A 22,708-nucleotide genomic window follows, 5' to 3' on the forward strand; every position below is an offset into this window, starting at 1 on the left:
CTACCCCGATCGGTGTCAGGAAGTGGGATCGGTGGGGGTGGTGACCGGTTGCGGGTCCTCGGTCGCGGCGCCCGCGCCCTGGCGGGACTTCACGATGCGCTTGCCCACCTCCACGATGATCGGCAGCACGGACACGAAGACGATCAGCAGGAAGATGACGTCGACGTTGTCGCGGATGAACTCGATCTGCCCGAGCAGGTAGCCGAGCAGCGTGACGCCGGCGCCCCAGAGGATGCCGCCCACGATGTTGTATGTCAGGAACAGGGGGTACTTCATTCGCGACGCACCCGCGACGACCGGCGCGAACGTGCGCACGATCGGAACGAACCGGGCCAGGATGATGGTGATGGGGCCGTGCTTCTCGAAGAAGGCGTGCGACTCGTCGATGTACTTCTTCTTGAAGAACCGCGCGTCGTCACTCTTGAACAGGGCGGTGCCACCCTTGCTGCCGATGAAGAAGCCGACCTGGTCGCCGAGGATCGCGGCGATCGGGATCAGAACCAGCAGCACCCAGAGGGGAGCGAACGGTTCGATCTCCGTCGATTTCGACGCCGCGATGAGTCCCGCGGTGAAGAGGAGCGAGTCGCCGGGGAGCAGGGGGAACAGCAAACCCGACTCGATGAAGACGACCAGGAGGAGTCCGACGAGCACCCATGTGCCGAAGGAGTTGAGGAGGTTCACCGGGTCGAGGAATCCCGGCAACAACGCGAGGTTGGTCACGGAATCCGATGCTGCCTGCACAATCACGGCCCTCAGCGTACCGGCGGAATCCCCGACTGTCGGAATAGTGCAGGTCATGGAGTTTCGGCCGGGGCGCGGACCTGCCGAAACGGGGTGCCGCGACAGCCACCGGGAGACGTACGCTAACGGTATTGCCATACTGCTAGGACCACATCGGGCGCTGCGCTGATCGCGCGCGCCGAAATCGACTCTTTATGGAGGACTGCCGCCGTGCCAATCGCGACTCCCGAGGTCTACGCCGAGATGCTTGGTCGAGCCAAGGAGCACTCCTTTGCCTTCCCCGCCATCAACTGCACTTCTTCCGAAACCATCAACGCCGCCATCAAGGGCTTCGCGGACGCCGGCAGTGACGGCATCATCCAGTTCTCGACCGGTGGCGCCGAGTTCGGTTCGGGCCTGGGCGTCAAGGACATGGTGACCGGCGCGGTCGCACTCGCCGAGTTCGCGCACGTGATCGCCGCGAAGTACGACGTCACGATCGCTCTGCACACCGACCACTGCCCCAAGGACAAGCTCGACACGTTCGTCCGCCCACTGCTCGAGATCTCGCGCCAGCGCGTCGAGGCCGGCCGCAACCCGCTGTTCCAGTCCCACATGTGGGACGGTTCGGCCGTCCCGATCGACGAGAACCTGGAAATCGCCCAGGAACTCCTCGCGAAGGCGAAGGCCGCCAACATCATCCTCGAGGTCGAGATCGGCGTCGTCGGTGGTGAAGAGGACGGCGTGGAAGCCGAGATCAACGACAAGCTCTACACCTCGCCCGAGGACTTCGAGAAGACCGTCGACGCGCTCGGCACCGGCGAGAACGGCAAGTACCTGCTGGCCGCCACGTTCGGCAACGTGCACGGCGTCTACAAGCCGGGCAACGTGAAACTGCGTCCCGAGGTGCTCGAGACCGGCCAGAAGGTCGCCGCCGCCAAGCTCGGCCTGTCCGACGGCTCGCAGCCGTTCGACTTCGTCTTCCACGGCGGATCGGGCTCGCTGAAGTCGGAGATCGAGGCCGCGCTGAACTACGGCGTCGTGAAGATGAACGTCGACACCGACACCCAGTACGCGTTCACCCGTCCGCTCGTGGGCCACATGTTCAGCAACTACGACGGCGTGCTGAAGGTCGACGGCGAGGTCGGCAACAAGAAGGTCTACGACCCGCGCAGCTACCTGAAGAAGGCCGAGGCCGGCATGACGGCCCGCGTCATCGAGGCCTGCAACGACCTCAAGTCCGCGGGACGTTCCGTCTCCGGATAGGCCCTTCGGGCTCGTGCGCCTTTCTGGTAGCTGTAGCTACCGGAAAGGCGCACAGTCGTTTACCGGGGGTCGCAGATCTTCCAGGTGCCGTCGACCTTCTCGAGGTTGAACGTGCGCCACGACTGCTCGCCCGGGTTGGCGGTCGTGTGGGCCTTCACCTGGGCGATGGCCGTGTCACCGGTGATCTGCACCGCGTCGACGCCGCCGACCACCGGAATGTTCTGCTGCGTCACGGCGACCTGGTGGACCTCGGCGAAATCCTGATCGGAAATGCCCTGGTAGTACTCGGCGAGGCTGCCGCAGGTGCTGGTGCGCAGCGTCGCCAGGTCACCCTGGGTGAGTGCCGCGACGAACGTGTCGATCGTTCCCTGCACCTGAGCTTCGGGTGAGTTCTCGGCCTGGTTGTTGTTGTAGACCACGATCCCGGCGACCGCGATGGCGGCGACGACGATGACGCCTGCGGCGATCGCGGCGAACAGCCACGCCTTTCCGTGCTTCTTCGCCGGCTTCTCGGCTGCGGCGACGCGCTGCGGCGCGCTCTGCTGCGGCGGCAGCACCCGCTGCGGTGCGGCCTTCGGCGGTGCGGGCGCCGGGCGCGGGGGAGCGGGCGGCGGCGGAACCGGCCGCCCGTTCTGCGGCTGCTGAGGCCGGTTCGCCTGGGGCGCAGGCCGGGGCGGCGGCGGTGTCGACGGGACGGCGGGCCTCGTCACCGGGATCGCGACCGTCTCGTCGCCGGACGGCGCCTTCGCCTGGCCCCGCTGGTCCTGCGCTTTCGGGATCGCGGTGGTGGGCGCCTCGGACGTCCCCGCGCGTGGGCGGGGCGCCGGGGGCTTGGGCAGTTCGGACTGCGGCTCGACGGGCTTCTCCGCCGCCGTCTCGGGGGCCTTCTTCTGCGGGGGCTTCGGCTCGGGCGATTTCGGCGCGGTGGGCTCGGCCTCCGCAGGCTTCGCGGTCGCGTCGGCCTTGCCGGCGGAGGTGCCCTTGCCGGCGGTGGTGTCGGCCGCAGCCTGGCCGGACGGTGTGTCCGCGGCCGGCTGCTGAGTCGATTCGTCTTTCTTCGGGTCCTGCACGCGCTGCCCCTCGGTCTGCAGAGAAATGAACGTTGGAGGCAGCCTAACGACATCGCGAGTCATCGGAGACCACGACAGGGCGCGTCGCGGACGCGGGCCGACGCACTGACGGCTCCGCGGCGGGGGCACAATAGGCGCATGACGTCTTTCGGTGACCTTCTCGGACCACAGCCCACGCTGCTTCCCGGGGACGACGAGGCCGAGTCGGCCCTGTTGAACCACGAGGATCCGGCTTCCGTGGCAGCCGCCCATCCCACCGCATCCATCGCATGGGCCTACCTGGCCGAGGCCGCCCTCGACGCAGACCAGACCATCACGGCCTACGCGTACGCACGCACCGGGTACCACCGTGGCCTGGACCAGTTGCGTCGCAACGGCTGGAAGGGTTTCGGCCCGGTTCCCTACGCCCACGAGCCCAACCGCGGTTTCCTCCGCTGCGTCGCCGTCCTGGCGAAGGCGGCGAAGGCGATCGGCGAAACGGACGAGTACGCGCGGTGCCTCGACCTGCTCGAGGACTGCGATCCCCGAGCCGCCGAAGCGCTTGGCGTCGGTTAACGCCCTCAGCACGGCGAAAGTCCGTGGCCGGGACGGGCTGAACACCTCGGTCCACCGGCTGCGGGTGTCGGCGCTGCCCATCCTGCAGTGCGCGATCGCGGCCGGTGCCGCGTGGTGGGTGGCGACGGTGGTGATCGGTCATCCGACACCGTTCTTCGCTCCCATCGCCGCAGTGGTGTCGCTGGGGTTGTCTCTCGGCGCCCGCCTGCGTCGTTCCGTCGAGTTGGTGGCGGGTGTCACGATCGGGATCGGGGTCGGCGACCTCATCGTCTCCGTCATCGGGAGCGGCGCCTGGCAGATCACGCTCGTCGTCATATTGGCGATGTCCGCGGCGGTGCTGCTGAACAGCGGCCCGATCTTCTCGATGCAGGCAGGCAACTCCGCGGTGCTCGTGGCGACGCTGCTGCCTCCCGGCGGTGCCGCGGGAATCAACCGCATGGTGGACGCCCTGACCGGTGGTCTGGTGGGGATCGCCGTCGTCGCGCTGATTCCCACGCATCCCGTGGGGCGGGCGCGCAAGTACGCCGCGAACGTCCTCGGGACGGCGTCCGAGGTGATGCAGTTGGTGGCCGACGGATTGGTGGCCAACGACGACAAGCCCATCGAGGAGGCGCTGCAGAAGGCGCGGGCAACGCAGGCGTCCATCGACACGCTGCGGACGCACCTTGCGGGCGGCCGCGAGATCAGCCGCATCTCGCCGCTGTACTGGAACACCCGCGGCAGACTCGAGCGGCTCACCGCAGCCGCGGACCCACTCGACAACGCGCTGCGCAACATCCGGGTTCTCGCGCGGCGGTCGCTCACACTGGTGCGGGACGACGAGATCCTCAACCCGCGGCTCGTCGACCAGGTGGAGAAGCTCTCCCACGCGTTGGAAACCCTTCGGCAGATGGCGCTCGCGGACCCCGGTCAGCAACCCGACCAGGCCGAGGCGGCGCGGGTGCTGCGGTCGGTGGCGTCCGGCCTGAAACCGGAACTGGTGGAGAACGCGGGCCTGTCGGCCACCGTCGTCTTCGCGCAGATCCGGTCTCTGACCGTCGACCTTCTGCAGGTCGCGGGGCTGAAACGCATCTCGGCCATCGCGACGCTGCCGCCGACGGTGGAGAAACCGGCGTATCGTCCCGAACTCTGACCGCCCGAGCACGCTGTTGAACATATGCGCATGTACGCATATGATCGGCACAACTCGGGAGGAGGCTCACCCATGGGAGTCGGTCACGGACATTCGCACGGCCACACACCAGGTACCGGTGAGGTAGGCCCGTCGCGGGGACGGATCCGCCGCATGGTGATCGCGCTCGTCATCCTCCTCGCGTTCCTGGTCCTCGAGGTCGTCGTCGGCCTGACCGTCAACTCGCTGTCGCTGCTCGCCGACGCCGGGCACATGCTGACCGACGTCGTCGGAATGTCGATGGGACTCGTCGCCCTCCTCCTCGCCCGCAAGGGCAGTGCCACCGCCGCCCGGACCTTCGGCTGGCACCGCGCCGAAGTGCTCACGGCCATGGCCAACGCCGCGATGCTGCTCGCCGTCGCGATCTGGGTGTTCTACGAGGCCATCTCCCGGATCGGCGACGTCCCCGAACTTCCCGGCATGGCGCTGATCCTCACCGCATCCGTCGGTCTCGCCGCGAACCTCGTGGTGATGCTGATGCTGCGCGCCGATTCCAAGGACAGCCTGGCCGTCCGCGGCGCCTACCTCGAAGTGCTCGCGGACGCCGTCGGCAGTGTCGGCGTGCTCATCGCCGGCGCCGTCGTGCTGGTGTTCGACTGGCCCTACGCCGACATCATCGTCGGTGTCCTCATCTCGCTGTGGGTGGTGCCGCGGGCGATGAAACTGGCCGCCGCGTCGCTGCGCATCCTCACCCAGGCCTCACCCGAGGACGTCGACGTCGAATCGGTGCAAGCCGACCTCGAAGCGCTACCCGGCGTGACCGGCGTGCACGACCTGCACGTGTGGACGCTCACCACGGGAATGGACGTGGCTACCGTCCACCTCACCACCGAGGCCGACTCGTCCGCCGTCCTCGAAGCGGCGCGGACCGTCCTGGAGAGCCACCACCTCTCGCACGTGACCGTGCAGGTCGAGTCCACCGCCAACGGACGCCACTGCGCCGAGAACGTCACCTGGTAGACCCTGTCTGTTTCGTCCGGTATCGCGACGGGAAATCGTTGTGCGACGACTCTCGGAAGGGAACACCGGCGAACTGCAAGCCGGCCGCGACGCTGGACGTCGAAAAGGAAGGCAACCAGGTCGAGTGGGAGTTCGAGGGACCAAAGGATGCCACGACCGACGCTCAGGTGACCTACCTCAACTTCGGTGGCCAGGCGCCGACGATCGGCACGTCGGGCCCGTTGGCGAACGGCAGAGGCGTCGAACGGGATCTGCCCGGCTTCACCGCCCACCTGATCCCCGGCGGGACCTATGACCCCGACGGGCCTGCCAAGGACGCCGACGCAACCTGTGCTCTCGGCTTCGGGTTCGCTGTCACGCAGTGACCGTCACTTGGTGAACCGGGTGACACCCGCGCCCGGCCGCCACAGATCGACGTACAGGTGCTCGCCGTCGACGGTGGTGTGCACCACCTCGTCGAGGTCGAGTTCGAAGACGTCCGCCTCGGGGATCTCGTCGGGGTAGCGGTCGACGATCCTCTGCTTCCGCTCCCCGAGGATTTCCCGGGCGCTGCCGCTGATCTTGGCGTCGCCGCCCTCCATCGTGTGGTGACCGGGGTTGCTGTGGAGGGAGTACCGCGGGTCGCGTTGCAGGTCCTGCACTTTGCGTGCGCCGACCATCGAGCCGAGCAGCAGCGCGCCGTCGTGGAACTCGACCTCGGTGCCGCTCACCCGCGGGGACCCGTCCTTGCGGAGCGTCGCCAGCACGTGGTGCTTGTGCGCCTCGAAGCGCGCGGCGACGGCCTTGGCGAGGTCGGGTGCTTCTGTCTCGAACTGTGCCCAGTTGGTCATGTGGGCCAGTGTGCGCCCCTATCCCTGACATCTACTGTCAGGGATTTTCTCTAGACTCGGAGGATGCGTTCGAGTCGGCTCGTCGAGGTGATGCTCCGTCTGGAGGGCAGTCGCGGGGCCACCGCACAGCAACTCGCGGACGAACTGGGCGTCTCGGTTCGCACCGTGTACCGCGACGTCACGGCGTTGTCGGCGGCCGGGGTCCCGTTGTGGACGGAGAGTGGGCCCGGGGGCGGGATCCGGTTGCTCGACGGCTGGCAGTCGAAACTCGGCGGCATGACGGGGGAGGAGACGTCGGCGTTGATGTTGCTCGGGGTCCCGTCGATCGCCGAGGATCTCGGTCTTCGCGATGTCACCGCGGCGGCGCAGTCGAAGTTGCTGGGGGCGTTGCCGGTTCCACTGCGGGCCGGGGCGCAGCTGTGGCGGGACCGGCTGTACGTCGACGCCCCCGGCTGGTTCGACGGGCCACGCGACACCGGCGATCTTCCCGTCGTTGCGTCCGCGGTGCTCGAGGGGCGGCGTCTGGGCATCCGGTATCGCAAGGGGAACCGTTCGGCGGCAAGAACACTCGACCCCCTGGGTTTGGTGGCGAAGGCCGGTGTCTGGTATCTCGTCGCGCAGCACCGGGGGCGGACGCTGTCGTACCGTGTGTCGCGGATCAGTGATGCGACCGTGCTGAAGCAGCCGGCGGTGCGACCCGGCGATTTCGATCTCGGCGCGTGGTGGATGGCGTCGGTGGCCGAATTCGACCGTGCCCTCCTGCGATTCCGGTGCCGGGCGCGGCTCTCGCCCGCGGCGTGGCGCCGACTGCCCCGGGTGGTCGGGGTGGAGGCCGCTCGCGTCGAACCCGGCACGCCCGAAGACGACGGCTGGGTCACCGTCGACCTGCTGCTCGAGGCCGAGGACGTGGCCCTCGACCAGCTGACCGTTCTCGGCGGGGGAGTCGAAGTGCTCGAGCCGCGGTCGCTGCGGGACTCGCTGCGCGCGGTCGGTGAGGCGATCACCCGCCGGAACGGCTGAGCCGGCCGTTCGGGCGTTACTGGAGGCGTTCGAGGACGGTGGCGTTGGCGAGTCCGCCCGCCTCGCACATGGTCTGCAGCCCGAACCGTGCCCCGCGCTGCTCCATGGCGTTCACCAGCGTGGTCATGAGCCGCACGCCGCTGGCCCCCAGCGGATGTCCGAGCGCGATCGCGCCGCCGTGCACGTTGACGCGGTCCAGGTCGGCTCCGGTCTCCGCTGCCCAGGCCAGAACCACCGGCGCAAAGGCCTCGTTGACCTCGAAGAGGTCGATGTCGGAGATGTCGAGGCCGCTGCGCTGCAGCACCTTACGCGTCGCGGGAATCACAGCGGTGAGCATCATCAGCGGGTCGTCGCCGATGACGGAGAAACTGTGGAGCCGGGCCAGAGGCCGCAGTCCGAGGCGTCCCGCGATCTCGCTCGTGGTGATCATGAGCGCCGCACTGCCGTCCGACAGGGGACTGCTGTTGCCCGCGGTGATCGACCAGTCGATCTGCGGGAACCGCTCGCCGTAGACCTCGCTGCGGAATGCGGGTCGCAGGCCGGCGAGTGCGGCCGCCGTCGTGTCCGGCCGGATGGCCTCGTCGACGCTCAGTTCCGGGAGGACGGCGAGTTCCTTCGTGAAGTTCCCGGCAGTCGTTGCCGTCGCGGCCTTGTGGTGGCTGCGCAGCGCGAACTCGTCCAGCTGGGTACGCGAGAGCCCCCACCGGGCGGCGATGAGTTCGGCGCTGATGCCCTGCGGGACGAGGCCGTCGGGGTAGCGGCGTTCGAAGCCGACGCCCATCGATTCGCGTCCGATGCTGCTGGACCCCATCGGAACTCGGCTCATCGATTCGACACCGGCGGCGACGACGATGTCGTAGGCGCCCGACAGCACGCCCTGCGCGGCGAAGTGGACGGCCTGCTGGCTGCTGCCGCACTGCCGGTCGACGGTCGTGCCGGGCACGGATTCGGGGAATCCTGCGGCCAGAAGCGCACTGCGGGTGATGTTCTGGCTCTGGTCCCCGACCTGGGTGACGGTGCCGCCGATGACGTCGTCGATCAGTGCGGGATCGATTCCCGTGCGTTCGACGAGGGCCGACAGGCTGTGGGCGAGGAGGTCGACGGGATGCACCCCGTGCAGGGCGCCCGAGGGCTTGCCCTTGCCGATCGGCGTGCGGACGGCCTCGACGATGACGGCGTCTCTCATGGCTCTTCCTTTCGGTGCTGTGAGTACTTGTTAACCGCGGGCGGTTATTAAGTACTCACAGGGGTTTCCCCATCTGACTATTGATAACTATAGTCAGCATGTACACCTGACTATGATTTTGGCAAGTCAGGTGTGACGAACGCCTCGGATCGACGGTTTGCGCTGCGAAGATCCGGCGGCGGTCCTAACGTGGGGCATGGCTGTTCTGACCCCCGGCTTCCACGGCAGACCGCGCAGCGAGCACGCCCTCCCGCCCGGTCAGTACGAGGTCACCGATTTTCCGGTCCTCTCCGCGGGGCCGACGCCCCGCGTCCTGACCGACACGTGGACCCTGACCGTCACCGACGAGACCGGCGGGCGCCGCGAGTGGTCGTGGGCCGAATTCACGGCGCTGCCGCAGGAGCGCCCGACGGTCGACCTCCACTGCGTCACGCGATGGTCGAAGTTCGGCACCTCCTGGAAGGGCGTCTCCCTCGACACCCTGTTCGCGGACGTCGAGACGTCAGCGGGATTCGTCCTCGTCGGGTGCGACGGCGGCTACACCACCAACCTCCCCGTCTCCGACCTCCTCGGAGGCAAGGCGTGGATCGTGCACACCTACGAGGGTTCGCCGCTCGCACCGGTGCACGGGGGTCCGGCCCGCCTGCTCGTGCCGCACCTCTACCTGTGGAAGTCCGCGAAATGGGTTCGGTCGATCCAACTCGTCACCCAGGACGTTCCCGGCTTCTGGGAACAACTCGGGTATCACGATCGCGGCGACCCGTGGCGGGAGCAGAGGTATCAGGGTGACCAGTGAGCTCGTGGGCCGCGCGGTGCTCGGCTGGCGGGTGGCCGAACTCGTCGAGTCGTGGCCGGAGACGGTGAGTGCGCGTGCCCTGGTCCTCGAGGTACCGGACTGGCCGGGCCATCGTGCCGGGCAGCACGTCGATCTCCGTCTGACCGGACCCGACGGGTACACCACCGAACGAAGCTACTCGCTGGCGTCGCCTGCCGCGCGCTCGCCCGGCGGGTGGCGACTGCAGTTGGTCGTCCAGCGGGTGCGGGACGGTGAGGTGTCTCCGTATCTGACCGACGTGTTCGCCGCGGGCAATCTGATCGAGGTGCGCGGACCGATCGGTGGCTGGTTCGTATGGTCACCGCGCGAGGGTGGCGGCGCGCCTGTGCTTCTCGTCGCGGGTGGGTCGGGCATCGTGCCGCTCATGTCGATGATCCGTGAGCGCCGGTTCCGCCGCGATCGCACACCGTTCCGGCTCGTGTACTCGCTGCGGACGCAGGCCGACGAGTTGTTCGCGGACGAGCTGAACAGACCCGGGATCGGCGACGGGGGAGTCGAGACGTTCGTCCTCCGCACCCGTGAGGACTCGCCGCGGTCCGGGCGTCCGGCGGGTCGGATCAGCGCTGCCGATCTCGCGGCGTGGGGATGGCCGGCGGACTTCGCGCCGCGCTGCTTCGTGTGCGGGCCTACCGGTTTCGTCGAGGAGGTGGCTCGTCTGCTGCTCTCGCTCGGGCACTCGCCGGACGACATCAAGACCGAGCGGTTCGGTCCCTCCGGGCCGTGACCGGAGGAAGGGGCTTTCGATGAGTACGTTGCAGGGCAACGATTTCGAGGACGGAAACGTTCTCGGTGGGCCGTTCGCGGAGATCTTCGTCCACGACCTCACCGCGGCGACCGGCCGGTGCCGATTCTGCGGTCTCGACGGACCGATGGCCGCCGTCCACGTCTATTCGCGTGCGCCCGGCGTCGTCGTGCGATGCCCGGGGTGTCAGGAAGTGCTGATGCGGCTCGTGTCGACTCCGCGTGGCCTCGAACTCGACGCCAGCGGTCTCGCGCACCTGTCCTGGAGGCTGTAGCCGCTGACTATGGAATCTGCAAGTCAGCTAGGCTGAGGTGCATGGATGCGGCACGGTTGGACGGCTTTCTCGCGGATCGCGACACGTGGCGGGCCACGCACTGCTCGATCGGCAAGGCGATGGACGTGATCGGTACGCGCTCGGCCGTCCTGATCCTGCGCGAGGCCTACTACGGCACCACGCGATTCGACGACTTCGCGAAGCGGGTCGGCATCACCGAGGCCGTGGCGGCGTCCCGGCTGCGGGAATTGACGGCCAAGGGCCTGTTCGAGCGGCAGCCCTACAAGGAGCCCCGGCAGCGCACTCGCTACGAATACGTGCTCACCGAGAAGGGCCGCGACCTCTTGCCTGCCGTGCTCGCGCTGATGCAGTGGGGCGACAAATACCTTCAGGGCGAGCACGGACCGCCGATCGGGCTGCGGGACGACGCCTCCGGCGAACCCGTCCGCGTCGAGGTCCGCAGTGCGGGCCGGGAGGTGCCGCTGGCGGAACTGCGGCTGACCCCCATGCGTCCCCGCCCGTGAGTACTTCTCAACCGCCGGCGGTTAAGAAGTACTCACGGGTCAGAGCCAGAAACGCATCAGATAGTTGCCGAACTGCGCGTAAGTCTCCGGCACCCCGGACAGTTCGAACAGCCGGTAGATGACGTCGAAGAACACCACGTTGATCGACGGCACGAACAGCAGCGCCACGAGGATCAGCAGTCCGTACGGTTTGAACTGGTCGACGGACCTGCGGGTGCGGGGCGGCAGGAACGGCTCCAGTGCGGCGTACCCGTCGAGTCCCGGGACCGGGAGGAGGTTGAGGACGGTCGCCATCACCTGCAGGAAGGCGAGAAAGCTCAGGCCCGTCCAGAACACCAGGTGGTCGCCGCCGAGCCCGAACCAGCGGATCACCGCGAGGAGAACGATCGCCGACACCAGATTCACGGCGGGCCCGGCGAGGGACACCCGTGCCTGCACCTTCGGCGGGAACAGTCCGGTGCGCAGGTACACGGCGCCGCCGGGCAACCCGATCCCGCCGAGCGCGATGAACAGCACCGGCAGGCCGATCGACAGCAGCGGGTGGCTGTACTTCAACGGGTTGAGCGTGAGGTAGCCGCGCACCTCGACGTCGGTGTCGCCGTGCCGCCACGCCGTGTACGCGTGCGCGAACTCGTGCAGGCAGAGCGTCACCACCCATCCCGCGACCACCAGCAGGAACACCCCGCCGTGCCCGAGGGCCGATCCCCGCTCGGCGCGCCAGGCGAGGACACCGCCGGCGACCGCGACCGCGACGACGAGCAGGAAGACCGGACTGGGACGGACCGCGGTGGTCCGCGCCCTGGGCAGGTTCATCGGACCAGCAGCCACTCTTGGTCGTGGCGGTAGAACGTCGAACGCTTGACGTCGCGCGGGTTCGGCACGCCGTCGCGGGTGAGGGCCGCGGCGGGCGACCCCAACTGCACGGCGCGGCCCTCGACCCAGCGGCGGGGCAGCCAGCGCCGGCGAGGCTCGACCGACGCCCGCAGGCCGGGCATCCGCGGGGTCGGGGTGATGTTCATGTTCGTCGTCGTCCCCGAGAACAACCGGGTGTCGTCGACGTACGCCTCGCCGACGAGCGGGCCGCCGTCCGGGCCGGTGACCGTGGCGCATCCGACGAGCGCGATCCCCGCGTCGTCGCGGATGAGGGGGACCGGTCTGGCCGTCCCCTTCAGCGCGGTGCGGGCGCCACGCGCGCCGGCGGACAGGTGGTAGGCCTCTGTCGCCTCCGAACGGTGCTCCGCGACGTAGGCGAGTTCGATGTGCAGCCGTTCGGTGCGCATCAGCCGGGTCACGGTGGCGGCGAGGGCGGCGTCGCTGCCCACCACGATCAGTCGCGGATCCGCGACCACCTGCAGTTTGGAGAAGACCTCGTCGAAGTCGTCCTTGTCCGGAACAGTGGGTGCGCTCGAGGCGGAAATGGAGCCCAGAGGTAGGGGAAGCGGCGCGTCGCCGCAAATGAGCACTACGGGGGTCAACGCCACTCCTCGCCCGGATGTCCCGCCGCGATTTCCGCAGCTTCCCTTTCGGATCATCCTAGTGGCACGCCCGAGTTGGCCTCCCCGGCCGTACTGTGGGGTCTGTTCTCCGCACCCTCGGCTAGACTGTTCCCCCGGCCACTGCCTACGAACGGCAGGACCACGCAGTCGGATACGACTGTACGTCGACCGTAGGAGACAACGTCATGCCGGCAATCGTCCTGATCGGCGCCCAGTGGGGCGACGAGGGCAAGGGCAAAGCGACCGATCTACTGGGCGGACGCCTGCAGTGGGTGGTGCGCTACCAGGGCGGTAACAACGCCGGACACACAGTGGTACTTCCGAACGGCGACAAGTTCGCACTGCATCTCATCCCGTCCGGAATCCTCACTCCGGGAGTCACGAACGTCATCGGAAACGGTGTCGTGGTGGACCCGGGAGTGCTGCTCACCGAACTCGCCGGACTCGAACAGCGGAGCGTGGACACCAGCCGCCTGCTGCTCTCGGCCGATGCGCACCTGATCATGCCTTACCACGTTGCCATCGACAAGGTCACCGAACGCTTCCTCGGGGCCAAGAAGATCGGCACCACCGGACGCGGCATCGGGCCGTGCTACCAGGACAAACTCGCGCGTGTCGGCGTCCGCGTGCAGGACGTGCTGGACGAGAAGATCCTCACCCAGAAGGTCGAGGCGGCACTCGAGTTCAAGAACCAGGTGCTCGTCAAGATCTACAACCGCAAGGCTCTCGACCCGCAGCAGGTCGTCGACGACGTGCTCGAGCAGGCCGACGGTTTCAAGCACCGCATCGCGGACACGCGTCTGCAGCTCAACGAGGCGCTCGAGCGCGGCGAGACGGTGCTGCTCGAGGGTTCGCAGGGCACGCTCCTCGACGTCGACCACGGCACCTACCCGTACGTGACGTCGTCCAACCCGACGTCCGGTGGCGCAGCGGTCGGTTCGGGCATCGGCCCCACCAAGATCACGACGGTGCTGGGCATCCTCAAGGCGTACACAACCCGTGTCGGTTCGGGCCCGTTCCCGACCGAACTGTTCGACCAGAACGGCGAATACCTCGCCAAGACCGGCGGCGAGGTGGGTGTCACCACCGGCCGTGCCCGGCGCACCGGATGGTTCGACGCCGTGATCGCCCGCTACGCAACGCGTGTCAACGGCATCACCGATTACTTCCTCACCAAGCTCGACGTGCTCAGCAGCCTCGACACCATCCCGATCTGTGTCGGCTACGACGTCGACGGTGTGCGGCACGACGAGATGCCCATGTCGCAGACCGACGTTCACCATGCGAAGCCGATCTACGAAGAAATGCCCGGCTGGTGGGAAGACATCTCCCACGCCCGGACGTTCGAGGAGCTTCCGAAGAACGCGCAGAACTACGTCCTGCGTCTCGAGGAACTGTCGGGTGCGTACATCTCCTGCATCGGCGTCGGCCCCGGCCGCGACGAGACCATCGTCCGCCGCGACGTGGTGCGGTAGTCCGCTCGTCTCGTTGTTTCGCTTTCCGTTGCCCGATGTCACCCCGGTTCCGTCAGATCGAACCGATGTGACATCGGGGGACGTGTAGGTGGCGCGGCGACCTACAGGGTTGCGGGCAGGGACGGCGCGAGGCGTTCCAACGTCGGCTTGCGCCCGTGCTCGATGTGAGCGAACGCACTGGCCTCGGCCAGTCTTCCGTTTCCGCTGCGAATTGCCTCGACGAGTTCCCGGTGCGCTGCACAGGACACTGCGGGATTGTGATGCCACGTCAGCCGGAACAACCAGTGGACCCGGCCCATCAGCGAGTTCATCACCGACACGAGTAGCTTGTTGTCGGACAGTTCGACGACATCCATGTGGAAACGCGCGTTGACCGCCGGAATCAGGAGGGGTTCGTCGTTTCCGATCAGTTCCTCCGTGCGCGCCATCGTCGACAGCAGCGCCTCCATGGATGCGCCCCGTGCGACGTTCTCGGCCGCGCATCGTGCCGCGTACGGTTCCAAGGCCAATCGCACGTCGAACAGTTCCTCGATGTCGCGTAACGACAGCTGAGTCACGACCGCGCCCCGCCGCGGCAGGATCTGAATGAATCCGTCCCATTCCAATTGCGGCAACGCCTCGCGGAGCGGAACCCTCGAGACGTCGAACTCCTGTGACAATTCGCGCTCCCGCAGGCGACTGCCGGGTGGGTACGCGCCCGAGATGATGCGCTCACGAATCACCGAATAGATCTGCTTCGGGAGTGGCACGTCCGACAGTCCGCCGGCCACGCCCGTGCCCAGAGGCGACGTCGTGGATTCCACGACCCCGATCTCGCCGTTCAGGTTCACTGTCATGAACCGATCATGGCATACCAAGTTGAACCCGACCACCGGACGCGTTTCGCAACTCTGCTGGTCAAAGGGATTAACCCGAATGTAACGCTCCACGCTTGGCGCTCGGGTTCCGCACTTGGTAGACCATATACATCCGGCCCGGCAGCGCAGTGTGGCGCAATTCGGTCGCCGCCCACTTCGTCGAAAGCTTCGGAACTACCCTCTCCATTCGGAAGGATTCCCGTGTCCACTGAACGAAAAATACTTGCTCGCAAGGGTTTCGGGTACGCGCTGATCGGCCTGGCAGTCACCTCCTCCTTGGTGGCGTGTACCAGCGCGGCCAGGACCGATGCAGGTGGGGGACCGGGCGACCGTCCCGTCGTCCTGGCCTACCAGAATCAGATCTCCACGCTCGACCCCATCCGCGCCGACTACGCTCAGACGAACTTCGTCGACCAGGCGTTGTACGACACCCTGGTCACATACGACGCGGACAACGAGATCGTCGGCCAGCTGGCGTCCGAGTTCGCCCCGTCCCCCGATGCGCGGTCGATCCAAATGACCCTGCGCGCGGCGACCTTCCACGACGGCGCACCCGTCACCGCCGAGGACGTCCGCTACACGCTCGATCGGACGGCGGCGCTGGGACAGGGGATTGCCGGGCAGATGACCGGATACCGGGGCGCCACGGTCACCGGCCCGCAGAGCCTGACGATCGAACTGGCGGAACCGAACTCGCTGTTCCTGGGCGCTCTGTCGAAGATCTACATCCTCAACTCGGCCCTCGTGAAAGCCAACGAGGGGACCGACCGGGGCCAGGCTTATCTCGCGGGCCACGATGCCGGGTCCGGGCCCTACTTCCTGTCCGGCCCGGGCGGTGCCGACACGTACACGCTGACACGATTCGACGACTACTGGGCGGGCGACGAGGGGCGTCCGGTCTCGCTCGTCTATCGACGAATCGACGAGAGCGCCACGCAGAGTGCGGAACTGAAGGCCGGCAACATCGACGTCTCGTTCGGGCTCACCAACGCCGACGCCGCGGCGCTGGACGGCTTCTCCGGCGTGACGGTGCAGAGTCAGCCGGTCAACCTGCAGGCGAACATCTTCTTCAACGTGATGAACGGGCCGACGGCGAACAAGGCCGTACGACAGGCCATCCAGATGGCGTACGACTACACCGGTGGCCTCGCGACGATTCGTGGTGGCAACGGCAGCATCGCCACCGGCCCGCTGCCCGGAAAGTTCTCGTGCCGGCCGGAGATGCCCGCCTACGGGCAGGATCTCGAACAGGCGAAGAAGCTGCTGTCCGACGCCGGGATGTCCGACCTGACCCTCACCATGAAATTCCAGCCCGTCTTCAAGGAGCAGGAACGCGAAGCGACGCTGCTGCAGTCCAACCTCGCGCAGATCGGTGTCACGCTGGATCTCGAGCCCATCGCGTACGCGGACTATCTGTCGGCTCTGAAGTCGCCCGACTCGATTCCGCAGATGATGCTCGCCACCGACTTCGCGCAGTACCCGGATCCCGGAGTGATGCTGGTCAAGACGTACAAGTCGGACCAGGTCGGAACGAACAAATCCGGCTACAGCAATCCCACGGTGGACGCGTTGCTCGGACGCGCGGCCGAAACCTCCGATGCCGGGGAGCGGTGTGACCTGTACAAGCAGGCTCAAGAGGATATTCGCAACGACGCGGTGGCTGTCAACATGTACACCCTGGGGCAGACCACCGCTCACAGCAACAGGGTGACCGGTGTCGGTCCGGCGGTAGTGGGCAGCGGAGTCTGGGTTCCCGCGATCCGCGTGGCGTGAGGGAGTACGCGATGACGACACTCGACATGCCTCGCGCCCTACATCGCCTGACGGCGCCGTCGGCGTTTCTGGGCCGCAAACTGGGCGCAGCGCTCCTCACCCTGGTCGGACTGGCCACCATCGTCTTCGCCATGACCAAGGTGATTCCCGGGGACGAAGCGCAGGTGGCCGCGGGGGAGAGCGCCACTCCGGAACAGGTGGAAGAGGTGCGTCGTCAGCTGGGTCTGGACAAGCCGGCGGCCGTGCAGTATTTCGACTACCTGGGCCGGATGCTCCACGGCGATCTGGGCACCTCGAGTTCGACCCGCCAGCCGGTGCTCGACGACGTTCTCGCGCGACTGCCCGGAACGCTCGAATTGGTCGTTCTCGCAATGATGCTCGCGGTAACCTTCGCGGTTCCGATGGCGACGATCGCGGCGGCGCGATCACGGGGAGGATTCGACAAGATCAGCCGCATCGGTGCGATCGTCGCATTCGGGCTTCCCGGTTTCTGGCTCGCGCTGATGTTGCAATGGGTGCTGGGCTCGTGGCTGCAGATCCTGCCGATCTCGGGACGTCTCTCGGTGGGCGTCGACGTCCCGCACCGAACGGGGATGACACTCGTCGACGCCGCCCTCGCCGGAGACTTCGCCGCGTTCAGCAATGCGTTTCAGCATCTGATGCTGCCCGCGTTCGTGCTCGCCGTCGCCGTCGCCGCACAGATGTTCCGGGCTCTCCGTGCCGATCTCCTCCGGGTTCGGGGCCGCGATCACATGACCGTTGCCCGAGCGAAAGGTGTTCCTTCCCTAAGGTTGTGGACTCGGCACGCGCTTCCCAACGCGACCGGGCCGCTCCTGAACATCATCGGCATCGAGATCGGCATGCTCGTTGGTTCCGCGATCTTCGTCGAGTCCGTGTTCGGGTTGTCCGGGGTCGGCGATTACCTCTCCAATGCGGTGAGTCGCAAGGACATCACCGCAGTCATCGGCACCGTCACCGTCGTCGGCGTGATCGTCGTCGTCGCCAACTTCGTCGTGGACGTGCTCCAGCTGGCCCACGACCCCCGGCTGCGCACACCCGGAAAGGTGCAGTGAGTCCGATGAGTATTGCAGCGAATGTCACCGGTGTGGCCGCACTGGCAGGCCGATGGCGATCCGCCTCGATCCGCGGTCGTCGACGCCGATCGCGATGGGGACTGCTCGACACCGTGGTCGTCGGTGCTGTCGGCGTGATCGTGGTGCTCGCCGTCGTCGGTCCGTGGGTCGCGCCCGACTCCGTCTACCGGTCGGACATCGCGAACGCCCTCGCCGCTCCGAGCAGTGAACACTGGCTGGGGACCGACGACCAGGGGCGAGACGTTCTGTGGCGCACGATCGCGGGCGCCCGGTCGTCGGTGCTGTCCGCCGTTCTGGTCGTCGCCGCGTACTCGCTCATCGGAACGGCACTCGCCACGATGGCCACTGTCGGTGGACGGTGGGTGGACGAAACCCTCATGCGAGTGACGGACATCGGGTTCGCTCTCCCCGGACTCGTCGTGGCACTGGGTATCGCCGCCGCACTCGGTCCGAGCCTCAGCAGCGCACTGATCGCGATGGTCGCCACCGGCTGGCCGTACACGGCGCGACTGTTGCGCGGCGTGATGCGTGAGACGATGGCGTCGCCGTTCGTGGACGGTGCGGTGGTGCTCGGGGTCAGTCGATGGCGCCTGATGACACGGCACGTGCTGCCGAACTCACTCGACGTCATGACCGTCAAATGGGCGGGCGACATCGGCAATACCGTTCTGGTGCTCGCAGGTCTGTCGTTCATCGGTGTCGGTGCGCAGCCGCCCAGCGCGGAATGGGGCGCGGCCGTCGCCGGCGCGCGTGACTACCTGTCGACGGCCTGGTGGGCTGCGCTCGTGCCGGGCATCGCGATCGTCATCACGGCCGCGGCCTTCGGACTGCTCGGCGACATGTTGCACGAGCGGCGCGACCCCGCACGAGAAGGAGCGTGATCGATCATGACGACAGAAATCGTTCAGCGCACCGCACTCCTCCAGATCTCCGGGCTGACCATCGACACGGAGCCGGGCGACACGTCGGTCCGGTTGGTGGACGGCGTGGATCTCACGGTTGCGGCGGGCGAGCGTGTGGCGCTGGTAGGCGAATCGGGTTCGGGAAAGTCGGTGACGGCACGCGCACTGATGCGGTTGGACGGCTCACTGACGATCGGCGGTTCGATTCGACTGGGCGACACGGAGATCCTCGCGCAGACCGAACGTCGCCTCAGCACGATCCGGGGCAGTCGCATCGGGATGGTGTTCCAGGACCCGATGGGCGCGCTCGACCCGCTGCAGTCGATCGGCGCACAGGTGAGTGAGCCACTACGGCAACGCGGGGTCAGGAAGAAGGACGCACTGCGGCGGGCCGCCGAGGTCTTGAGCGAACTCGGGGTCGCGCGTGCACATGAACGACTCGGCGCCTATCCGCACGAATTCTCCGGGGGCATGCGGCAACGGGTAGTCCTCGCGATGGCCCTCATCGGGGAGCCGGAGATTCTGATCGCCGACGAACCGACGACGGCGCTCGATGTCCGAGTGCAACAGCAGGTGCTGAACCTGCTCGACGAGGTCACTCGGGAACGGGGACTCGGACTCCTGCTGATCACGCACGACCTCGGGGTCGTCGCCGGACTCGCCGACCGTGTCGCGGTGATGTACTCCGGGCGGATCGTGGAGGATCGCCCGGTCCGCGCACTGTTCGCGGACCCTCTGCACCCCTACACCGCAGGACTGCTGGCCGCGGTGCCGAGGCTGGATGTTCATCTCCCGAGGATGACCACCATTCCGGGTGCGCCTCCGTCACCGGCGCTACGGCCCCCCGGCTGCCCCTTCCACCCACGATGCCCAGTCGCGATGGAGCGCTGCGCGAGCGAAACCCCACCGGCGACGGCGACCGCTGACGGTGGACGCCGCGTCTGCCATCTGGATCAAGGAAGTGGGAACTGATGAACGGAACACCTCTTCTCGATATCCGATCTCTGAACAAGACTTTCGGTGGATCCCGCGGAAGCAAGGCCCTCGACGACGTATACCTGTCGGTGCCCGAGGGCGGGACGTTCGGACTGGTCGGCGAATCGGGTTCCGGCAAGTCCACGCTCGTCAAGTGCATCGTCCGGCGCGAGCGACCGGACTCCGGGACGGTCACCTTCGACGGGCGTGACGTCCATGCGCTCCGCGGCGGGGACCTGCGCCGGTTTCGTCGCGACGTTCAGTTGGTCGCGCAGGACCCGTACGCCAGCCTGAACCCTCGGATGACGGTGGAGCAGATCGTCGGCGAGGGGCTCGTCGTCCACCGCCTGGCCCGTAACCGCGCGGACCGGCGTGCGCGGGTCGCGCAGACCCTGATCGAGGTGGGTCTCGACCCGGATGCGATGGGTCGATTGCCGGCCACGTTCTCCGGTGGGCAGCGGCAGCGTATCGCCATCGCACGCGCGCTGATCCTTCGCCCGAGGTTGCTCGTGTGCGACGAACCGGTATCGGCCCTGGACGTCTCGGTACAGGCACAGGTGATCAATCTGCTGGCGTCCCTGCACGAGGACCTCGGTGTGACGATCTTGTTCATCGCGCACGATCTCGCGATAGTGCAGCAACTCTGTTCTCAGGTGGCCGTTCTTCGGTCCGGCGTGGTGGTGGAGGAAGGGCCCACCCGACAGGTGTTCTCCACTCCACGTCACCGATACACACGCGAACTACTCGAGGCGGTGCCGATCCCCGACCCGGTTGTGGCCCGCGCCGGGCGAGCCATCCCCGGCGGCGTCCTGACTCTGCCGTAAGGGCCGTCGAGCCCCGGCGTTTCATCCCATCGATCATCCCTGACGGAAGTAGGTAGACATGCGAATTGGTGTAGACGGACGCAAGATTCCGGAGAGCCGCACTCGGGGTCCCGTGAACAGCCTCGAACACGCCGACGAACTCGGTATGTCCGGCTTGTTCTTCCGGACGGTGCTCGATATGAGTCCGGCCCTGGATGCCGGCGAATTGCGCGACATCCGGTCCAAGGCAGACGAACTGGGTATGTACCTGGAGACCGGTCTGGGCAAGGTCAATCCCTATGCGAACCCGGAGGCGCCGGAGTTGCGCGCCGTCGGTGACGGCGACATCGTCCTCGGTTTCCGCCGGATGATGGAAGCGTGCGCCGCCATCGATTGCCGTGAGCTGTGGGTGGCCACCGCGAACTACAAGTCGGCGTACAGCGGCCGCTGGGCATACGACCGTTTCCGCACCGACGTGACGTGGACGGAACAGCTGGACGCAACGGCGCGTTTTCTCGAAACACTGGCTCCGATCGCACGAGACCTCGGAATCCACCTCAACCTGGAGACACACGAGGAGATCACGTCGTTCGAACTCGTCCGGCTGGTGGAGGCGGTCGGCTCGGATGTGGTGGGGGTCGTGTTCGACACCGCGAACGTGCTCCAACGCCTCGAACATCCCGTCCGGGCGGCCGAACGGTTGGCGCCGTACGTGCGTCAGACGCACATCAAGGATGCTGCGATCACCTACACGGAGGGCGGTCTCGCCTACCAGATGCGCCCGTGCGGCACCGGTGTCGTCGACTTCCATCGCATTCTGCCGATACTCGCGGCGGCGAATCCGGATCTCAATCTCACGATCGAGAACGACGAGTCGCTCGATGACCTGCCCCGTCCCCGGCGGACGATGCTCATCGAGGCGTTCGACCCCGAATTCCTCGACGGCCATCCCGATCTGACAGTCCAGGAGATGGCGGCGTACCTGGACATGGTGCAGTCGTACGACCGGCAGCTCCGGTCGGGAGAACGGATCGACAACGCCGCCTATGCCGCGCAGCCGTACGGCTATGCGGAGACGGTGTCGTACATCAGGTCCAGTGCGGATCACGTGCGAAACGTGTGCGCGGAATACGATCTTCCCGTCGAATCGATCACGAAGGCGGGCGATCTCGCGGAGTCTGCGCGGTGAACATCGGCGACGGCGTCGGCACGGTCGTCCGGGAACTCGGTGCGTGCGCGCGTGCGCTGGGCGAGGAATCGACCCCGCGGGAGACCATCCGCACGGCGTCGGGCCTCGGTCTGCGGCACGTGGAGTTCGCTTCTCCATTCGTGATTTCGCCCGCACTCGATCCGACCGCCTTCCGGGCACTCGCCGATTACGGACGTTCACTCGGTGTTCGGCTGACCTGCGCGCTGGGAATGGTATCCGCCGGGCATGCCGAACGGACCACACGATTCCGCGAGGCGGGTCGCGGCGATCTGGTTGCGGGACTGAGCAAGGCGTTGAGGGCGATCGGGGAACTCGACACCGACTACGTCCAGGTCGCCGTGGGGACGCTGGACGACCGCTATGACGCGTCGGTCGGGTGGCCGGAGCAACTCGACGCCACGGCGCAGTTGTATCGGAACCTGGCACCGGTGCTCACCGACCTGAGTCTGAAACTCGCGGTCAAAACGCACGAGGAGATCACGTCACACGAAATCCTCGCGCTCGTCGACGCCGTCGGATCCGATCATCTGGCGGTGGCGCTCGACCCGGTCAATCTGCCGGTGAGAGGCGAAGATCCGGAGCTGGCGACCGCCCGGCTCGCACCGCACGTCGCCCGGATTCACTACGACGACGCGTGGATCACCTTCACCGGTCGCGGTCTCGCACGACGGTTGTGCCCGGGCGGTGAGGGCGACATCGACTGGGGAGCGATCTTTCGCATCGTCGACGGTGCAGGCTCCAGCGCGCCGGTCCTCGTCGACCTGCACCGCGGAGAGTTCGAGATGCCGGTGTGTGACGAACGGTGGCTTCTGCAGAACAGCGACGTCTCGCTGAGAGAACTCTCGATCCTGTCGTCCAGGGCGCGGCCCGACCGGCCTCCGGTGACGGCCACGGCGCCGCGACTGCAGGCTGCGCTGTCCGAACTGGCAACGATGACGAGCGGGACGGCGGCATGAGCGCGATGTTGTTG

Annotated in this window: 25 protein-coding genes; 18 read left to right on the top strand and 7 right to left on the bottom strand. The window is 67.2% G+C overall.

Annotation, left to right across the window (positions count from 1 at the left end; all coding sequences use genetic code 11):
* Positions 1 to 15 precede the first annotated feature (15 nt).
* On the bottom strand, positions 16 to 747 hold the full coding sequence (locus I1A62_RS37920) for a VTT domain-containing protein (protein WP_374710721.1): 732 nt from the start codon (positions 745 to 747) through the stop codon (positions 16 to 18).
* A 204-nt stretch (positions 748 to 951) separates the two neighbouring features.
* Here I1A62_RS37920 and fbaA point away from each other — a divergent pair, with 204 nt between their 5' ends.
* Positions 952 to 1,986, top strand: coding sequence for a class II fructose-bisphosphate aldolase (gene fbaA, locus I1A62_RS37925; RefSeq protein ID WP_072937367.1), 1,035 nt, complete (start codon positions 952 to 954; stop codon positions 1,984 to 1,986).
* 59 nt (positions 1,987 to 2,045) lie between these two features.
* On the opposite strand, the gene I1A62_RS37930 is transcribed toward fbaA, so the two are convergent.
* Positions 2,046 to 3,056 (bottom strand): transcriptional regulator, encoded by a 1,011-nt coding sequence (locus I1A62_RS37930; RefSeq protein WP_219457414.1) that lies wholly within the window; start codon positions 3,054 to 3,056, stop codon positions 2,046 to 2,048.
* A 138-nt stretch (positions 3,057 to 3,194) separates the two neighbouring features.
* Here I1A62_RS37930 and I1A62_RS37935 point away from each other — a divergent pair, with 138 nt between their 5' ends.
* The 4 genes from I1A62_RS37935 (at position 3,195) to I1A62_RS37950 (ending at position 6,107) form a co-directional block, all read left to right on the top strand.
* On the top strand, positions 3,195 to 3,611 hold the full coding sequence (locus I1A62_RS37935; RefSeq protein WP_124389168.1) for a DUF3151 domain-containing protein: 417 nt from the start codon (positions 3,195 to 3,197) through the stop codon (positions 3,609 to 3,611).
* Positions 3,612 to 3,675: 64 nt separating this feature from the next.
* Positions 3,676 to 4,743, top strand: a complete 1,068-nt coding sequence (locus I1A62_RS37940) for an aromatic acid exporter family protein (RefSeq protein ID WP_124389499.1) — start codon at positions 3,676 to 3,678, stop codon at positions 4,741 to 4,743.
* A gap of 72 nt (positions 4,744 to 4,815) precedes the next feature.
* A complete protein-coding gene (locus tag I1A62_RS37945; RefSeq protein WP_219457416.1) occupies positions 4,816 to 5,742 on the top strand; it encodes a cation diffusion facilitator family transporter in 927 nt (308 codons plus the stop codon).
* Between the two features lie 38 nt (positions 5,743 to 5,780).
* Entirely contained in the window at positions 5,781 to 6,107 is a 327-nt protein-coding gene (locus I1A62_RS37950; RefSeq protein WP_257890642.1) for a hypothetical protein, read from the top strand.
* A 3-nt stretch (positions 6,108 to 6,110) separates the two neighbouring features.
* Here the strand turns inward: I1A62_RS37950 and I1A62_RS37955 are convergent, their stop codons facing one another.
* Positions 6,111 to 6,572, bottom strand: coding sequence for a pyridoxamine 5'-phosphate oxidase family protein (locus I1A62_RS37955; RefSeq protein ID WP_124389171.1), 462 nt, complete (start codon positions 6,570 to 6,572; stop codon positions 6,111 to 6,113).
* A 63-nt stretch (positions 6,573 to 6,635) separates the two neighbouring features.
* Between I1A62_RS37955 and I1A62_RS37960 the strand changes: the two genes are divergently transcribed.
* The gene (locus I1A62_RS37960; RefSeq protein ID WP_219457417.1) at positions 6,636 to 7,592 is read left to right on the top strand and encodes a YafY family protein; all 957 of its coding nucleotides are present in this window, start codon (positions 6,636 to 6,638) and stop codon (positions 7,590 to 7,592) included.
* Between the two features lie 16 nt (positions 7,593 to 7,608).
* Here I1A62_RS37960 and I1A62_RS37965 read toward each other — a convergent pair whose 3' ends face one another.
* The gene (locus tag I1A62_RS37965; RefSeq protein WP_124389173.1) at positions 7,609 to 8,778 is read right to left on the bottom strand and encodes a thiolase family protein; all 1,170 of its coding nucleotides are present in this window, start codon (positions 8,776 to 8,778) and stop codon (positions 7,609 to 7,611) included.
* Positions 8,779 to 8,974: 196 nt separating this feature from the next.
* On the opposite strand from I1A62_RS37965, the gene I1A62_RS37970 reads away from it, so the two are divergent.
* From I1A62_RS37970 to I1A62_RS37985, 4 genes are read left to right on the top strand one after another with little or no spacing between them, the layout of a single operon-like run.
* The gene (locus tag I1A62_RS37970) at positions 8,975 to 9,574 is read left to right on the top strand and encodes a sulfite oxidase-like oxidoreductase (RefSeq protein WP_124389174.1); all 600 of its coding nucleotides are present in this window, start codon (positions 8,975 to 8,977) and stop codon (positions 9,572 to 9,574) included.
* The gene (locus I1A62_RS37975; RefSeq protein ID WP_219457419.1) at positions 9,564 to 10,337 is read left to right on the top strand and encodes a ferredoxin reductase; all 774 of its coding nucleotides are present in this window, start codon (positions 9,564 to 9,566) and stop codon (positions 10,335 to 10,337) included. Before I1A62_RS37970 ends, I1A62_RS37975 begins: the two co-directional genes overlap by 11 nt.
* A 19-nt stretch (positions 10,338 to 10,356) precedes the next feature.
* Positions 10,357 to 10,629 carry a DUF6510 family protein gene (locus tag I1A62_RS37980; protein WP_124389176.1) on the top strand — a complete coding sequence of 91 codons (273 nt, stop codon included), beginning with the start codon at positions 10,357 to 10,359 and terminating at the stop codon, positions 10,627 to 10,629.
* Between the two features lie 41 nt (positions 10,630 to 10,670).
* Positions 10,671 to 11,153 carry a helix-turn-helix domain-containing protein gene (locus I1A62_RS37985; RefSeq protein ID WP_219457421.1) on the top strand — a complete coding sequence of 161 codons (483 nt, stop codon included), beginning with the start codon at positions 10,671 to 10,673 and terminating at the stop codon, positions 11,151 to 11,153.
* Positions 11,154 to 11,192: 39 nt separating this feature from the next.
* Here I1A62_RS37985 and I1A62_RS37990 read toward each other — a convergent pair whose 3' ends face one another.
* Both I1A62_RS37990 and I1A62_RS37995 read right to left on the bottom strand, forming a co-directional pair.
* A complete protein-coding gene (locus I1A62_RS37990) occupies positions 11,193 to 11,966 on the bottom strand; it encodes a site-2 protease family protein (protein WP_219457423.1) in 774 nt (257 codons plus the stop codon).
* Positions 11,963 to 12,616: a hypothetical protein gene (locus tag I1A62_RS37995; protein ID WP_225857878.1), complete on the bottom strand. Its 654-nt coding sequence runs from the start codon at positions 12,614 to 12,616 to the stop codon at positions 11,963 to 11,965. Before I1A62_RS37995 ends, I1A62_RS37990 begins: the two co-directional genes overlap by 4 nt.
* 218 nt (positions 12,617 to 12,834) lie before the next feature.
* On the opposite strand from I1A62_RS37995, the gene I1A62_RS38000 reads away from it, so the two are divergent.
* A complete protein-coding gene (locus I1A62_RS38000; protein WP_124389180.1) occupies positions 12,835 to 14,124 on the top strand; it encodes an adenylosuccinate synthase in 1,290 nt (429 codons plus the stop codon).
* 101 nt (positions 14,125 to 14,225) lie between these two features.
* Here the strand turns inward: I1A62_RS38000 and I1A62_RS38005 are convergent, their stop codons facing one another.
* Positions 14,226 to 14,960 carry a GntR family transcriptional regulator gene (locus I1A62_RS38005; RefSeq protein ID WP_257890643.1) on the bottom strand — a complete coding sequence of 245 codons (735 nt, stop codon included), beginning with the start codon at positions 14,958 to 14,960 and terminating at the stop codon, positions 14,226 to 14,228.
* Between the two features lie 222 nt (positions 14,961 to 15,182).
* On the opposite strand from I1A62_RS38005, the gene I1A62_RS38010 reads away from it, so the two are divergent.
* The 7 genes from I1A62_RS38010 to I1A62_RS38040 are packed head-to-tail and all read left to right on the top strand — an operon-like array spanning position 15,183 to position 22,694.
* Positions 15,183 to 16,754 carry an ABC transporter substrate-binding protein gene (locus I1A62_RS38010; RefSeq protein ID WP_219457425.1) on the top strand — a complete coding sequence of 524 codons (1,572 nt, stop codon included), beginning with the start codon at positions 15,183 to 15,185 and terminating at the stop codon, positions 16,752 to 16,754.
* Between the two features lie 11 nt (positions 16,755 to 16,765).
* The gene (locus I1A62_RS38015; RefSeq protein WP_219457428.1) at positions 16,766 to 17,827 is read left to right on the top strand and encodes an ABC transporter permease; all 1,062 of its coding nucleotides are present in this window, start codon (positions 16,766 to 16,768) and stop codon (positions 17,825 to 17,827) included.
* A gap of 5 nt (positions 17,828 to 17,832) precedes the next feature.
* Positions 17,833 to 18,729, top strand: a complete 897-nt coding sequence (locus I1A62_RS38020; protein ID WP_219457430.1) for an ABC transporter permease — start codon at positions 17,833 to 17,835, stop codon at positions 18,727 to 18,729.
* Between the two features lie 6 nt (positions 18,730 to 18,735).
* Positions 18,736 to 19,722, top strand: a complete 987-nt coding sequence (locus tag I1A62_RS38025; protein WP_219457432.1) for an ABC transporter ATP-binding protein — start codon at positions 18,736 to 18,738, stop codon at positions 19,720 to 19,722.
* On the top strand, positions 19,722 to 20,549 hold the full coding sequence (locus tag I1A62_RS38030; protein ID WP_219457433.1) for an ATP-binding cassette domain-containing protein: 828 nt from the start codon (positions 19,722 to 19,724) through the stop codon (positions 20,547 to 20,549). Before I1A62_RS38025 ends, I1A62_RS38030 begins: the two co-directional genes overlap by 1 nt.
* A 58-nt stretch (positions 20,550 to 20,607) precedes the next feature.
* Positions 20,608 to 21,717 carry a sugar phosphate isomerase/epimerase gene (locus I1A62_RS38035; protein ID WP_219457435.1) on the top strand — a complete coding sequence of 370 codons (1,110 nt, stop codon included), beginning with the start codon at positions 20,608 to 20,610 and terminating at the stop codon, positions 21,715 to 21,717.
* Positions 21,714 to 22,694 carry a sugar phosphate isomerase/epimerase gene (locus tag I1A62_RS38040; protein WP_219457437.1) on the top strand — a complete coding sequence of 327 codons (981 nt, stop codon included), beginning with the start codon at positions 21,714 to 21,716 and terminating at the stop codon, positions 22,692 to 22,694. The genes I1A62_RS38035 and I1A62_RS38040 overlap by 4 nt, the downstream gene beginning before the upstream one ends.
* Positions 22,695 to 22,708 lie beyond the last annotated feature (14 nt).

Source organism: Rhodococcus sp. USK10 (genome assembly GCF_019378875.1).
Taxonomy (GTDB): domain Bacteria; phylum Actinomycetota; class Actinomycetes; order Mycobacteriales; family Mycobacteriaceae; genus Rhodococcus_F; species Rhodococcus_F pseudokoreensis.